Origin of the sequence: Streptomyces sp. NPDC007164, assembly GCF_040634135.1 — a bacterium.
Lineage (GTDB): Bacteria > Actinomycetota > Actinomycetes > Streptomycetales > Streptomycetaceae > Streptomyces > Streptomyces sanglieri.
In genome coordinates this window covers 1-12,781 of sequence record NZ_JBEYFB010000014.1, presented here as the reverse complement: position 1 = coordinate 12,781, position 12,781 = coordinate 1, and the positions used below count along the sequence as shown (strand labels likewise).

Below are 12,781 nucleotides of genomic sequence, written 5' to 3'. Positions count from 1 at the left end.
CAGCCGACGGCCAGGGCACCCAGGATATTCCGATGCACCGACAGCGCGGGCACGGGTATCGTCGCCGCGCGATGAACACACCGAACTCCCAGGCCGCGCCTGCGACGGCCGACGAAGCAGCCGTGCCCGCCCGTATCGCCGACATGGCCGCCCGGCTCACCGCGGTGCCCGGCATCCGGGCCGTCGCGCTGGGCGGCAGCCGGGCCCGCGGCGCCCACCGTCCGGACTCCGACTGGGATCTGGGCCTGTACTACCGGGGCAGCCCCGACGTGGCAGCGCTGGCCGCGCTGGCCCGTGAGGTGCAGGGTTCGCCCGTCGAGGTGGCCGGTCCCGGCGGGTGGGGGCCGTGGGTCGATGGCGGGGCCTGGCTGCGGGTGGGCGGCGTGCCGGTGGACTGGATCCTGCGCGATCTGGACCGGGTGGAGGCGGTCTGGGCGGGCTGCCGCGAGGGGCGCTTCGAGGTGGGTGTGCAGCCCGGGCACCCGCTCGGGTTCTGGTCGCCCGCATACCCCGGCGAAGTCGCGCTGGGGCGCGTGATCGTGGACCCGCACAGGGAATTGACGGCGCTTCAGGAGCAGGTTCGGGACTATCCGGAGGCGCTGCGCACCGCGCTCGTCGATGCCGCCTGGGAGGCGGAGTTCTCGGTGGAGGCCGCCCGCAAGTCGGCCCCCGGCGGGGACACGCTCCATGTCGCGCTGTGCCTGTCCCGGGCGTTCGGCATCCTCGCCCAGTCCCTCCACGCCCACCACCGCACCTGGTGCCTGAACGAGAAGGGCGCGTCCGCGGCGGCTGCCGCACTGCCGGACACCCCGGCGCGGTACACCGAACGGATCGGTGAGGCGCTGCGGGGCCTGGATCCGGCGGCGGTGGAGCGGGCCGCGGAGCTGGTACGGGATGTCCGGTCGGCCCTCGGGCCGGGCGGCGGGGAGGACTGAGGCGGGGCCGCCGCCGGGCGGAAAGCCCGCGCCCCGGCCGCTCAGTCCCGCCGGATGGCCGTGCCGCAGCGCGCGAGCAGGGCCCGCAGGGTGTCCCGCTCCTCCGGGGTGAACTCGTCGGCGAGCCGGCGCTCGATCCTTACCGCCTGCTCGTCGGCGGCCCGGAGTGTTTCGCGGCCCGTGTCGGTAAGCCGGGTCTCCAGCATCTTCTGATGCCACTGGTGCGCCGAGCGGACGACCAGTCCGCGCTCTTCGAGGTGTTTCAGCACCGCCGCCATCGCCTGCGGTGTGACCAGGCATGTCCGTGCCAGCGCGGCCCCCGAGATCCCGGGGTTGTCGGCGAGGGCGAACAGTGCCGCGTACTGGGCGACGGTGAGCCCCGCGGCCTTGAGAGCGGCGCTCTTGGCCGCCATGAGTGCCTGTTCCGCGCGCTTGATGTCCGCGCCCAGGCGTTCGTCGGCGGTCATTCCCATGACGGCGAGCGTACAGGCACGCTCATCGGTCAACCCCGGATGTTTCATCAAGACCTTTATAGCAAGGTCTTGATATAACTCATCCCATGGACACTCACCCGACGGAGAACCGCACCACAGAGCCCGCTGCGGCGCAGGCCCGGCCGGATTCCGCCTTCGACAGGACCGTGCTGATCACCGGTGCCACCCAGGGAATAGGCCGCCACCTCGCACTCGACCTGGCCCGCCGGGGCGCGACGCTGCTGCTGCACGGCCGGGACCGGGCACGGCTGGACGAAGCCGCCGCCGAGGTGCGTACGGCCGGGTCCGGGGCCGCTGTGCGCACCTACCTCGCGGACCTGGCCGACCTGGACCAGGTCCGGGCCATGGCCTCGGAGGTCCGCGAGCGGGAGCCCCGGCTGGACGTCCTGGTCAACAATGCGGTGGCGGGTGGCGGCGCCGCTCCGCTCCGGCGCGAGGTGAGCCGCCAGGGCCATGAACTCCGGTTCGCGGTCAATTACTTGGCGCCTTTCCTGCTGACCCGTGAGCTGTTGCCGCTGCTCACCGCGTCGGCGCCCGCCCGGGTGGTCGATGTGGCCTCGGTCGGCCAGGCGCCCATCGATTTCGACGACGTCATGATGGAGCGCGGCTACGAGGGACTGGAGGCGTACTGCCGCAGCAAGCTCGCGCTGATCATGTCGGCCTTCGATCTGGCGGACCGGATCGCGGACAGCGGGGTCACGGTCAACGCCCTGCACCCGGCGCACCTGATGGACACCCGGGGCGTGCGGGAGTACGGGCTCACGCCGGCCGTACCCGTCGAGGAGGGCGTGCGCCCCACCGTCCGGCTGATCACCGATCCGGCCCTCGCCGAAGTCACCGGCAGATACTTCGACCGGTTCACGGACACGCCCGCCCATGAGCAGGCGTACGACCCGCGGGCCCGCGCCCGGCTCGCGGCGCTGACCCGCGAACTCCTCGCCTGACCCGGGGCGCGCCGGTCAGGCTCCGCCGCGGAGCGCCCTCAGGACGCGTTCGACGGTCGCCTCGTCGCGGGCCGCCGTGAACGGCAGGGTGTTGCCGCCGGTGATGCGGAACGGCGCCCCGGAGAGGGTCGCCTGGGCGCCGCCCGCCTCGGCGACCAGCAGCAGGCCCGCCGCGTGGTCCCAGGCGTACTCCCAGTTGAAGGCCACCGCGTCCTGCTCGCCGAGGGCCACGTAGAGGTATTCGAGCCCCGCCGAACCGCAGGGCCGGGCCTCGAACCCCTCGGTGCGCAGGCCGAGCAGGGCGCGCTTCTGGGCGTCGGTCGTGTAGTCGGGGTGCGACATCGCCACGTGCAGCACGGCGCCGGGGACGGGCGAGCCGGCGCGAATCGGCTCGCCGTCGAGGGTGGCGCCGCGGCCGCGGACCGCGATCGCCATCTCGTCCAGGGCCGCGGCGTACGTCCACGAGGCCAGGAGTTCGCCGCGGTGGGCCAGGGCGACCAGGGTGCAGAAGCCCGGTTCGCCGCGGACGAACTGGCGGGTTCCGTCGACCGGGTCGACGATCCACACGGGGGCGTCGCCGCCCAGCGCGTCGTACACCGCCGGGTCGGCGTGGACCGCTTCCTCGCCGACGACGACCGAGCCGGGCAGCAGCTTGGTCAGCGCGGCGGTGAGGTGTTCCTCGGCGAGGCGGTCGGCGACGGTGACGAGGTCGTGCGGGCCGTTCTTCTCGACTATCTCGTGCGCGGCGAGCTGCCGGAAGCGGGGCATGATCTCGGCGGCGGCCGCTGCGCGTACCGCCGCCTCGACCTCGGTCAGGTCTCCGGCCAGGAATTCATCGATCATGCCCCCAGCCAATCATGTCCCGCCGGAACCCCGACGACCTGGTCATGTCGGGGAAGTGGCCGCTCAGCGTCCTACGGCGTACCCCTGCATGCCGCGCGGGTTGGCGGCCGCGGACAGCACCCCGGTCTCCGGGTCGCGGGCCACGGCGCACATCCGGCCCTCGGACCAGGGGTCGCCGACGGTGACGTCATGGCCGCGGCGGCGCAGTTCCGCGACGACCTCCGGGTCCATGCCCTCCTCGACGGTGACGCTGCCGGGGCGCATCCCGCGCGGGAAGAAGGAACCCGGGAAGCTGTCGTTGTGCCAGTTCGGGGCGTCGATGGCGCCTTGGAGGTCGAGTCCGCCGCGGACCTCGGCGCGCAGTGCCACCGCCAGGAAGAAGTGCACCTGCCACTGGTCCTGCTGGTCGCCGCCGGGCGTCCCGAAGGCCATGACGGGGACGCCGTCGCGCAGCGCGAGGGACGGGGTGAGGGTGGTGCGGGGGCGGCGGCCGGGGGTGAGGGAGTTGGGCAGGCCCTCGTCCAGCCAGGCCATCTGGAGCCGGGTGCCGAGCGGGAAGCCGAGCTCCGGCACGACCGGGTTGGACTGGAGCCAGCCGCCGCTGGGCGTGGCGGAGACCATGTTGCCCCAGCGGTCGACCACATCGACGTGGCAGGTGTCGCCCCGGGTCGTGCCGTCCTTGGCGACGGTCGGCTCGCCGACGCCCGCCGTCGGGATGCCCATGGCGTCGAAGCCGTCCTCGCCGGCGGCGACCGCGTGGGCGTGGCCGCTGAGCACGGGGGTGCGGCCGTCCGGGCTGCCGGGGCGCAGCTCGTGCGAGGCCTCGGCGGTGATGAGGGTGCGGCGCTCGGCGTTGTACGGCTCCGAGAGCAGGGTGTCCAGGGGTACGTCGGTGGCGTCGCCGTACCAGGCCTCGCGGTCGGCCATGGCCAGCTTGCAGCCCTCGATGAGCAGGTGGACGTAGTCGGCGCTGCCGTACCGGGGCAGTTCGGCGGGGAGCAGGGCGAGCTGCTGGAGGAAGGCGGGGCCCTGGCTCCAGCCCGCCGCCTTGGCGAGTGTCCAGCCGTTCCAGTCGTACGTGGCGGGCGCCTCGTAGGACGCGGACCAGCCGGCCAGGTCGGCGGCGGTGAGGGTGCCGGTGTGGCGGGTGCCGCTGGTGTCCATGGTGGGGCGGGCGGCCTGGCGGACCAGTGCCTCGGCGATGAAGCCCTCGCTCCAGATCTTGCGGGCGGCCTCGATCTGGGCGGTCCGGTCCGTGCCGCCGGTCTCCTCCGCCTCGGTGATCAGCCGGCGCCAGGTGGCGGCGAGTGCGGGGTTGCGGAACAGCTCGCCCGGCCTGGGTGCCCTGCCGCCGGGCAGGTACACCTCGGCGGAGGACTGCCACTCGGTCTCGAAGAGTTCGCGGACGGTCTCCACGGTCTGGCCGACCCGTTCGACGGGGGCGTGGCCGTCCTCGGCGTAGCCGATGGCGTACCGCAGGACCTCGGCGACGGTCTTCGTGCCGTGGTCGCGCAGCAGCAGCATCCAGGCGTCGAAGGCGCCGGGCACGGCGGCGGCGAGCGGGCCGGTGCCGGGGACCAGGTCGAGGCCGAGGGAGCGGTAGTGGGCGACGGTCGCGCCCGCGGGGGCCGGGCCCTGGCCGCACAGCACCCGCACCTCGCCGTCCTTCGGCGCCAGGATCATCGGCACCTCGCCGGCCGGGCCGTTGAGGTGCGGCTCGACGACGTGCAGGACGAATCCGGCGGCGACGGCCGCGTCGTAGGCGTTGCCGCCGTCTTCCAGGACCGCCATCGCGGACTGCGAGGCGAGCCAGTGGGTGGAGGACACCATTCCGAAGGTGCCCTGGAGGGTGGGCCGGGTGGTGAACACGGATGCGGCTCCTTGCTGCGATGTGCGGAAGGGGTGGAACGGATCGTATGTACGGGGGTCAGGCGGCGGCGTCCGGGGCGGTGCCGTCGTCGCCGACGAGGTGGCAGGAGACCTGCCGGGCGCCGGGGAGTTCGCGCAGCTCGGGGACCTCGGTGCGGCACCGCTCGGTGGCGAGCGGGCAGCGGGTGTGGAAGTGGCAGCCCGGCGGGGGGTCCAGCGGGCTGGGGAGTTCGCCGTGCAGCACGATGCGTTCGCGGGAGCGCTGCTCGACCGGGTCGGGGACCGGTGCGGCGGACAGGAGTGCCTGGGTGTAGGGGTGCTTCGGGGCGGCGAACAGCTCGGCGGTCGGGGCCTGTTCGACGATCTGCCCGAGGTACATCACGGCGATCCGGTCGGCGAGGTATTCGACGGCGGCCAGGTCGTGGGTGATGAACAGGCAGCCGAAGCCTCGGTCGCGCTGGAGGTCGGCGAGCAGGTTGAGCACGGACGCCTGCACCGAGACGTCGAGCGCGGAGGTCGGTTCGTCGGCGACGACGAGGTCGGGGTCGCAGGAGAGGGCGCGGGCGATGGAGATGCGCTGGCGCTGCCCGCCGGAGAGTTCGTGCGGGTGGCGGTCGGCGTGCTCGGGGCGCAGCCCGACCTGGCCGAGGAGTTGCTCTACCCGGGCCCGTACGTCCGCGCCGCGGGCCCGCCGGTGCAGTTTGATCGGCTCGGCGATGATCTGGCCGATCGTCATGCGCGGGTCCAGCGAGGAGGACGGGTCCTGGAAGACCAGGTGGAAGTCCTTGCGCAGCGGGCGCAGGGCGCGGCGGGAGAGGTGGGTGACGTCGGTGCCGTTGATGTGGACGGTGCCACCGGTGGGCTCGTCGAGGCGTACGACGCAGCGGCCGACGGTCGATTTGCCGCTGCCGGACTCGCCGACGAGGCCGACGACCTCTCCGCGTCCGATGGTGAGGGAGACTCCGTCGACGGCGCGGACGGTGCCGCCGCCGGAGGCGGCGAAGTGCCGCTCCAGGGAGTCGATCCGCAGTACGGGGGGCTGCCGGGGCGAGGAGTCCTCGTCGCTGTCGCGCGGTGCGGGGACGGTCTGCGGGGTGGTCACTCTCCAGCCTCCTGGTCGGGTCGCGCGGCGGCGGACGCTGCGCCGGCCGCTTCGGGAGCGGCTTCGGGGTCGGGGGCCGTTTCAGGGGCCGTTTCAGGGGCCGTTTCGGGAGCGGCTTCGCCGGCTGCTTCGGGGGCGGCCGGTCCGGGGGTGCCGGACCGCTCGTCGGTGCCGTACGGGTGCCAGCACGCCGCCCGGTGGCGGGCGTCCGCGCCCGCCACCGGGTCGATGGACCTGAAGCCGGGGCGGCCGCCGGTGCAGGTGTCGTCGGCGCGGCCGCACCGGGGTGCGAAGGTGCAGGCGTCCGGCTGGCTGTCGAGGCTCGGCACCAGTCCGGGGATCTCCGGCAGCCGCCGCTTGCCCTCGCCGCCCGGCCGGAGCACGGCGCCGAGCAGCCCGCGGGTGTACGGGTGGCGGGCGGAGCCGAACAGGTCGTGGACCGGGGCCTGTTCGACGGTCCGGCCCGCGTACATCACCAGCACCCGGTCCGCCGCTTCGGCCACCACACCGAGGTCGTGGGTGACCAGGACGATCGCGGTGCCGAGCCGTTCGCGCAGCGACTGGAGGACCTCCAGGATGCCCGCCTGAACGGTGACATCGAGTGCGGTGGTCGGTTCGTCCGCGATGAGTACGCGGGGGTCGCAGGCGACCGCGATGGCGATCATCACGCGCTGCCGCATGCCGCCGGAGAGCTGGTGCGGGTACTCCTCGACGCGCCGCTGCGGGGCGGGGATGCCGACCAGGTCGAGGAGTTCCACGGCACGCGCCCGGGCCTCCTTCCGGCTCAGCCCCTGGTGTCTGCGGAGCACTTCGCCGATCTGCCGGCCGATGGTGAGGACCGGGTTGAGCGAGGTCATCGGCTCCTGGAAGATCATCGCGATGTCCTTGCCGCGGACCTTCTGGAGCTCCTTCTCGGACGCGCCGGCCAGTTCCCGGCCGCCGAGCCGGATGGAGCCGCCGATCCGCGCGGTGGGCGGCAGCAGACCCATGACGGCCATCGAGGTGACGGACTTGCCGCACCCCGACTCCCCCACCACGGCGAGGACTTCGCCGGGGAACAGGTCGTAGGAGACCCCGTCGACGGCGTGCACGGTCCGGGTGTCGGAGCGGAAGGAGACCGACAGATCACGGACACTGAGCACGGGTTCGCGCACGGCGCCGGGCGCCGTTTCGTGTACGGCTGGGGTCATCGGGTGCCTCCGCGGGGGTCGAGGACGTCACGCAGTCCGTCGCCGAGCAGGTTGAAGGCCAGCGTCGCCGCGACGATCGCCAGGCCGGGGAAGACGGCGAGCCAGGGCGCGGGCGCCAGGAAGGACTGGGCGCCGGAGAGCATCACGCCGAGGGACGGGGCGGGCGGCTGCACGCCGAGGCCGAGGAAGCTGAGCAGTGCCTCGCCGATGATCGCGGCGGGGATGCCGACGGTCGCCTGGACGATCAGTGCGGAGGTGGCGTTGGGCAGGATGTGCCGGAAGAGCACGGTGCCGTCGCCGCCGCCGTTGACGACGGCCGCCCCTACGTAGTCGACGTGCTTGAGCCGCAGCGTCTCGGCCCGGGTGATCCGGATGACGGCGGGGATCTGCGAAATGCCGATGGCGATGGTGGCGTTGGTGAGCGAGGGGCCGAGGATCGCGGCCAGGCCGACGGCCAGCACCAGGAAGGGGAAGGCCAGCATGGTGTCGGTGAGCCGGGAGACGGCGCTGTCGGTGAGCCTGCCGTAGTAGCCGGCGAGCAGCCCGAGCGGTACGCCGATGACGAAGGCCAGCACGACGGCGACGAGGCCGACCTGCATGGAGGCCCGTGCCCCGTACACGATGCGGGAGAGCTGGTCCCGGCCGAGGTCGTCGGTGCCGAGCCAGTGTGCCCGGCTCGGTTCGGCCAGTACGTTGCCGAAGTCGGGCTGCGCCGGGTCGTACGGGGCGAGCAGCGGGGCGAGCAGTGCGGCGAGGACGAAGACCGCGGCGATGATGCCGCCGGTGAGGGCGAGCCGGTTCCTGCGCAGGGCCCGCAGCCTGCCGCCGCCGGCCGGCTTCTTCGCGGCGGTCCCCGGTGCGGTGGGGAGCGTCTGGGTCGCTGTGGTCACCGGGCACCTCCGAGCCTGATGCGCGGGTCGATGACCGAATAGACCACGTCGACCAGCAGGTTGATGAGGATGTACGCGGCGGAGGTGCAGAGCACCACGGCCTGGAGTGTCGCGTAGTCGCGGGTGAAGACGGCGTCGATGGTGAGCTTGCCGAAGCCGGGCAGGACGAAGATCTGCTCGGTGACGACGGCACCGGAGATCAGATGACCGAGCTGGAGACCGAGCACGGTCACCACGGTGACGAGCGAGTTGCGCAGTGCGTGCCCGCCGACGACGGACCGCTTGGACAGTCCCTTGGCGCGGGCGGTGCGCACGTAGTCGGCGGAGAGCGAGTCGAGCATCGCGGCCCGGGTCTGGCGCATCACCACGGCGGCGAGTCCGGAGCCGAGGACGATCGCGGGCAGCACCATGCGGCGCAGGTTGTCGACCGGGTCGGTGCCGAAGGGTACGTAGCCGGAGGCGGCGAACACCGGTATGGCGATGGCGAATCCGAGAACCAGGACGATACCGAGCCAGAAGGTCGGGATGGACAGCCCGATCAGCGCGATGACGTTGGCGAGCCACTCCTCGGGCCTGCCGCGCCGCACGGCGGCGACGACTCCGGCGCCGATGCCGAGGACGACGGCGAGCAGCAGGGAGAGCGCGGCCAGTTCCAGAGTGACGGGCAGGGCCTGGCCGATGGCGTCCGCGACCGGGAGTCCGGTGCGGGAGGAGGTGCCGAGGTCGCCGGTGAGGGCGTGGCCGATGAACCGTCCGTACTGCACGACGATGTTGTCGTTCAGACCGTACGCCTCACGGATCGCGGCGAGCGCCTCGGGGCTGCGTTCCTCGCCGGCCAGGGCGAGTGCCGGGTCGCCGGGCAGTGCCCGGATTCCGGCGAAGACCACGACGGAGACGAGGAAGAGCGTGATGAGGGACTGACGCAGCCGCGTCAGCAGGTACTTCGTCATCGGGTGTACCCCGCAGTCTTGACCCGGACCAGTCCGTCGCCGTAGACGCGGATGCCCGCGACGGACTTGGTGGCGACGACATAGTTCTTCTGCCGGTAGAGGTAGATCATGGTGTGGGCGTCCTGGACGCGCCGGGTGAGTTCGTCGTAGATCCCGGTGCGGCGGGCCGGGTCGGCGATGGTGCGGCCCTCGTCGATCAGCCGGTCGATCCCGGGGTCGCCGAGGCCGTAGGCGTTCATGGCGCCCGCGGTCCTCAGGAAGTTGGAGACGTTGCCGTCGGGGTCGAGCCGGCCGGACCAGCCGCTGGTGAAGACGTCGTAGTGGCCCGCGTCGGTCTCCGAGAGCATGGTGGCGTACTCGGTGGGCCGCAGCGCGAGATCGAAGCCCGCCTCCTTGACCATGGCCTGGAGGACCTGCCCGACGCGGCCCTGTTCGGGGGTGGTGGAGGTCTTCAGCTCGATCCTCACCGGGGTCTTCACCCCGGCCTGCGCCAGCAGCTTCTTCGCCTTCGCCACATCGCGCTTCGGGCAGTCCTCCGGTGCGACGCCGGGGGCGATGGCGGACTGCGGGGAGATCGGGCCGCAGGCCGGCTCGTACATGCCCTGGAAGACGACCTTGTTGAGGGTGTCGCGGTCGATGGCCAGCTCGAAGGCTTCGCGGACCCGCACGTCGCGGGCGAGCGGGGTGTCGAGCTTCCCCGGCTTCTGGCCGAGTCCGTTCACATTGCCCACGTTGAGGCCGATGCCCTGGTAGCCGAGCGAGGGCGAGTTGAAGAGCTGGAGCCCCGGCTCGGTCAGCGCGCTCTGTACGTCGACGGGGCCCATCTGGTCGCCGACCTGGAGGTCGCCCGAGCGCAGATTGGCCAGCCGGACGTTGCCGTCGGGGATGGGCTTGTAGACGACACCGTCGAGGTGGACCTGGTCCGCGTCGTAGTAGTTGGGGTCCTTCCTCAGCACGATCCGGTCGCCGCCGACGCGCTCGACGAAGCGGAACGGCCCCACGCAGGAGGGGTGGTTGGTGAAGTTCTTGCCGTACTTCTCGATCGCGGTCGGCGACATCACCATCCCGGCCCGGTCGGCGAGGACGCCGGTGAGCGGGACGTAGGGCTGCTTGAGCCTCATCGTCACAGTGTCCGGGCCGGTGGCCTCGATGGTGTCGACCGGGGCCAGCTCGGTGGCGCGGGCGGAGCCCGGGAGGTCGCGGTGGCGCAGCAGCGAAGCGGCGACGGCCCGGGCGTCGAGCGGGGTGCCGTCGCTGAACTTCGCGTCACGCCGCACCCGCAGGGTGACGGTGCGGCCGTCGGCCGAGGTGGTGGGCAGGGCGGCGGCCAGCTGCGGCACGACGACCCCGTCCTCGTCGATGTCGTAGAGCTTCTCGCACATGCCCGCGAAGACCGTCCGGCCCACGAGGGTCTGAGCGAGGGTGGGGTCGAGTTTGTCCGGGTCGGAGTTGAGAGCGACGGTGAGTGTCCCGCCGTCGCGTACGGACCGTTCGTCGGTTTTCCGCACACCGCCGACCTCGGTCGCCGAGGACTGCAGCGATGCGCAGCCCGAGGTGAGGGACACCAATGCAACTGCCACCAGGGCAACCACTTTTCGGCGCACGAGGGCCTACCTCCCGCCAGGGGTGATCAAGGAATATCGCAGACCGTATTTCGCATACAGTCCGCAAGGCAAGAGGAGTTCCCAGATAGCGGACGAATTTTGCTGACGATCGGATAACGGCCGGTCGTCAGGGTGGGGCGGACCTCGTCGGCCGCGGCGGCTCGGCGAACCGACGACCGTCGAGAGCCCGGCCGCGCACGCGGACCTGTCGGCGCGCGTCCTCGCCCGACGGTTCACCGGCCGGTCGGGCGAGGCCCGCGCCGACTCGCGCCAGCACTGCTCGACCAGGACGGCCATGGGCACCACCGGAGTGCCGCCGGCGCGGTCGAGTACGCGGCGGGCGGTCCCGACGACGAGCGACCGGCACGGCGGCCGGTCCTGGCAGTGCTCGTCCGGGGCGGCTCGGGCTTGACGCCCCTGAGTGTCACGCCGGCCTTCTCGGCGTCGAACACCCGCGAATCCGGGACCGAAGCTGGGCCGGGCCGAGCTAGGCCGAGCTAGGCCGAGCCGAGCTGGGCCGAGCCGCGATGCCATGCCCGGCTCGGCCCCGGGGGCGCCCTCAGAACCAGTCGTCGTCCCTGGGCGGCTCGCAGAGCTCGAAGACCACTTCACCCGCGTCCGTCCCGTCCGCAACGACGGGTCGCACCCGGGCGCCGACCGACACCCTGTGCGGTGCCGCGCCCACGACACGGCAGCGGAACACGAAGCCTTCGGGGAGCCGGACGAGGGACTCGTTGCGTGCGGCCTCCGTGTAGCGGTGGACGACACCGGACCTGACCACCACGCCCAGGCCGGCGCTGCGTTCGGGCTTCAGGTCGCCCGACGCGCACACCGGGCACAACAGTCTGCGGAAGGAGGCCGTGCCGCACCAGCGGCACCGGTTGTACTCCAGGCCGGATTCCTCATGCACCGTCTGCACGGTGCCACTTGATGACTGGGACACGTTCGACCCCCTGCGCTCGGCTCGGATGCGCCGCACCTGCGCGTCGGCGCGTCCGCACCATAGGGCACTGAGTGCCGAATCGTAAAGACACTCAGTGCCAGATCAGGTCGGGCCGGGGCTCAGTCCTGCCCGATGACCGACTCGATCTGCTGCACCACGCGCCACATCGGAGCGCCCTTCGAGGCGACCATCACCACCACGTCACTATCCGCCGAAGGCACGGCCGCACCCCCGTCCGCCCCGCTCCCCCACACCCGGTGCACCATCGCGAGGGCGTGGTCGACGGCGGCCTCCGCGTCCCCCTCGCCGCCCGAACGCAGCCAGGTCCGCAGCCCGTTGTTGTGCGCGGCGACCACGGACGCGGCGATCACCTCGGCACGCAGCGCCCCGTCGCCCGACTCCCCGTACCTGCCGCGCAGATATCCGGCCATCGTCTGCTCGTACCGCCGCACCACGGACAGTTCGTAGGTGCGGAGCCCGGGGACCTCCCGGGTGAGCCGGTACCGCTGGACGGAGAACTCCGGATCGGCGGAGTACATGCGCAGCACCAGCCTGGCCGCGTCGCTCACCGCGTCCAGCGGGTCGGCATCGCCGGCCCGGGCCAGGAACTCCGTCATGTCGGCGAGGCACCGCTCGTGGTCCGGGAAGACCGCGTCCTCCTTGGACGGGAAGTAGCGGAAGAACGACCGGCGGCCGACCCCGGCCCGCGCCACGATGTCGTCCACCGTGGTCTGTTCGAAGCCCCGCTCCAGGAAGAGCTGGAAGGCCGCCTGGGCGAGCACCTCCCGCATCGGTGCCTTCTTCGCCGGTCTGCGCGCGTCAGTCATGCCGGGAACGTAGCACCGGAAGGCCCATTCTGACACCGGGTTCCTTTACAGAGGGTACTGAGTGCCATATTGTCATCCCTACGAACCACACCCAGGTAGGAGAGCCGGCGTGAGCTTGAGGATCGTTGTCTGTGTGAAGTACGTGCCCGACGCCACGGGTGACCGGCATTTCGCCGATGATCTGACGGTG

Annotated in this window: 12 protein-coding genes and 2 pseudogenes; 3 read left to right on the top strand and 11 right to left on the bottom strand. The window is 72.2% G+C overall.

Annotated features, from left to right (window positions below):
- Positions 1-143 precede the first annotated feature (143 nt).
- Positions 144-935 (top strand): nucleotidyltransferase domain-containing protein, encoded by a 792-nt coding sequence (locus ABZ622_RS19270; protein ID WP_360544886.1) that lies wholly within the window; start codon positions 144-146, stop codon positions 933-935.
- Between the two features lie 41 nt (positions 936-976).
- Here the strand turns inward: ABZ622_RS19270 and ABZ622_RS19265 are convergent, their stop codons facing one another.
- The gene (locus tag ABZ622_RS19265) at positions 977-1,408 is read right to left on the bottom strand and encodes a MarR family transcriptional regulator (protein WP_360544613.1); all 432 of its coding nucleotides are present in this window, start codon (positions 1,406-1,408) and stop codon (positions 977-979) included.
- 86 nt (positions 1,409-1,494) lie between these two features.
- On the opposite strand from ABZ622_RS19265, the gene ABZ622_RS19260 reads away from it, so the two are divergent.
- Complete coding sequence (locus ABZ622_RS19260) at positions 1,495-2,373, top strand: SDR family NAD(P)-dependent oxidoreductase (protein ID WP_360544611.1); 879 nt, start codon at positions 1,495-1,497, stop codon at positions 2,371-2,373.
- Positions 2,374-2,388: 15 nt separating this feature from the next.
- Here ABZ622_RS19260 and ABZ622_RS19255 read toward each other — a convergent pair whose 3' ends face one another.
- From ABZ622_RS19255 to ABZ622_RS19210, 10 genes and pseudogenes are all read right to left on the bottom strand, one after another.
- The gene (locus ABZ622_RS19255; RefSeq protein WP_360544609.1) at positions 2,389-3,216 is read right to left on the bottom strand and encodes an inositol monophosphatase family protein; all 828 of its coding nucleotides are present in this window, start codon (positions 3,214-3,216) and stop codon (positions 2,389-2,391) included.
- A gap of 63 nt (positions 3,217-3,279) precedes the next feature.
- Entirely contained in the window at positions 3,280-5,085 is a 1,806-nt protein-coding gene (locus ABZ622_RS19250) for a gamma-glutamyltransferase (protein ID WP_360544607.1), read from the bottom strand.
- A gap of 58 nt (positions 5,086-5,143) precedes the next feature.
- Entirely contained in the window at positions 5,144-6,115 is a 972-nt protein-coding gene (locus ABZ622_RS19245; RefSeq protein ID WP_360544884.1) for an oligopeptide/dipeptide ABC transporter ATP-binding protein, read from the bottom strand.
- Positions 6,116-6,183: 68 nt separating this feature from the next.
- Positions 6,184-7,377, bottom strand: coding sequence for an ABC transporter ATP-binding protein (locus ABZ622_RS19240; protein ID WP_360544605.1), 1,194 nt, complete (start codon positions 7,375-7,377; stop codon positions 6,184-6,186).
- The gene (locus ABZ622_RS19235; RefSeq protein WP_360544882.1) at positions 7,374-8,195 is read right to left on the bottom strand and encodes an ABC transporter permease; all 822 of its coding nucleotides are present in this window, start codon (positions 8,193-8,195) and stop codon (positions 7,374-7,376) included. The genes ABZ622_RS19240 and ABZ622_RS19235 overlap by 4 nt, the downstream gene beginning before the upstream one ends.
- 68 nt (positions 8,196-8,263) lie before the next feature.
- On the bottom strand, positions 8,264-9,217 hold the full coding sequence (locus ABZ622_RS19230) for an ABC transporter permease (protein ID WP_360544603.1): 954 nt from the start codon (positions 9,215-9,217) through the stop codon (positions 8,264-8,266).
- Positions 9,214-10,797, bottom strand: a complete 1,584-nt coding sequence (locus tag ABZ622_RS19225) for an ABC transporter substrate-binding protein (RefSeq protein ID WP_360544601.1) — start codon at positions 10,795-10,797, stop codon at positions 9,214-9,216. The genes ABZ622_RS19230 and ABZ622_RS19225 overlap by 4 nt, the downstream gene beginning before the upstream one ends.
- 288 nt (positions 10,798-11,085) lie before the next feature.
- A pseudogene (locus tag ABZ622_RS19220) lies at positions 11,086-11,249 on the bottom strand (ATP-binding protein); the annotation flags it as partial.
- A gap of 131 nt (positions 11,250-11,380) precedes the next feature.
- Positions 11,381-11,740 (bottom strand): zinc ribbon domain-containing protein, encoded by a 360-nt coding sequence (locus ABZ622_RS19215; protein ID WP_360544599.1) that lies wholly within the window; start codon positions 11,738-11,740, stop codon positions 11,381-11,383.
- A 143-nt stretch (positions 11,741-11,883) separates the two neighbouring features.
- Positions 11,884-12,555 (bottom strand): TetR family transcriptional regulator, encoded by a 672-nt coding sequence (locus tag ABZ622_RS19210; protein ID WP_360544880.1) that lies wholly within the window; start codon positions 12,553-12,555, stop codon positions 11,884-11,886.
- Positions 12,556-12,700: 145 nt separating this feature from the next.
- Between ABZ622_RS19210 and ABZ622_RS19205 the strand changes: the two are divergent.
- Positions 12,701-12,781 (top strand): annotated as a pseudogene (locus ABZ622_RS19205) (electron transfer flavoprotein subunit beta); the annotation flags it as partial.